This is a genomic window from Shewanella sp. 10N.286.45.A1 (assembly GCF_041470405.1).
Classification (GTDB): domain Bacteria; phylum Pseudomonadota; class Gammaproteobacteria; order Enterobacterales; family Shewanellaceae; genus Shewanella.
The window spans coordinates 1-621 of sequence record NZ_JBFRMK010000279.1 but is presented as its reverse complement, the minus strand read 5'-3'; the positions used below and the strand labels follow the sequence as shown (position 1 = coordinate 621).

The following is a 621-nucleotide window of genomic DNA, read 5'->3' as shown; positions in this document are numbered from 1 at the left end:
GCGATATCATCAACATAGATATTACCGTGATTGTAGATGGTTACCATGGCGATACCTCTAAAATGTTCCTTATCGGTGACGTGAGTCCTAAGAACGCTCGCCTTTGCCGCATTGCACAAGAAAGTTTATATGCCAGTATCAAGAAAGTTCGACCAGGCATGAAACTTGGTGAAATTGGTACCTTAATTGAAAAATTCATTAAGTCTAAGAAGACAGGTCTAGAGAAATACAGCATCGTCACCGATTATTGCGGTCACGGCATTGGTGCAGTATTCCATGAAGAGCCACAAGTGATGCATTACAAGAACAATGATAAAACTGTTCTGCGTGCTGGCATGTGCTTTACCATTGAGCCTATGATCAATGCAGGTCGCCATACCAGCGTACTTGATAAAAGTGATAACTGGACTGTTACTACCTCAGACGGTAAGAATTCAGCCCAGTGGGAACATACTCTACTGGTCACCAAAACAGGTGTTGAAGTACTAACACTGCGTGAAGAGGAAAAAGATCTTCCACGTATCATCAATCATTAAGGATTGATGCAGATTAAAAGGCGTGAATTATCACGCCTTTTTTATCATTGTTTTTTCTATTTTGGAAAGTAATACCAATTGCATT

At 40.4% G+C, this 621-nt stretch carries 1 protein-coding gene; it reads left to right on the top strand.

What is annotated here, in order from left to right; all coding sequences use genetic code 11:
* A partial coding sequence (map, locus tag AB4238_RS18630; RefSeq protein WP_372034794.1) for a type I methionyl aminopeptidase occupies positions 1–536 on the top strand: 536 nt, incomplete at its 5' end.
* Positions 537–621: the final 85 nt, after the last annotated feature.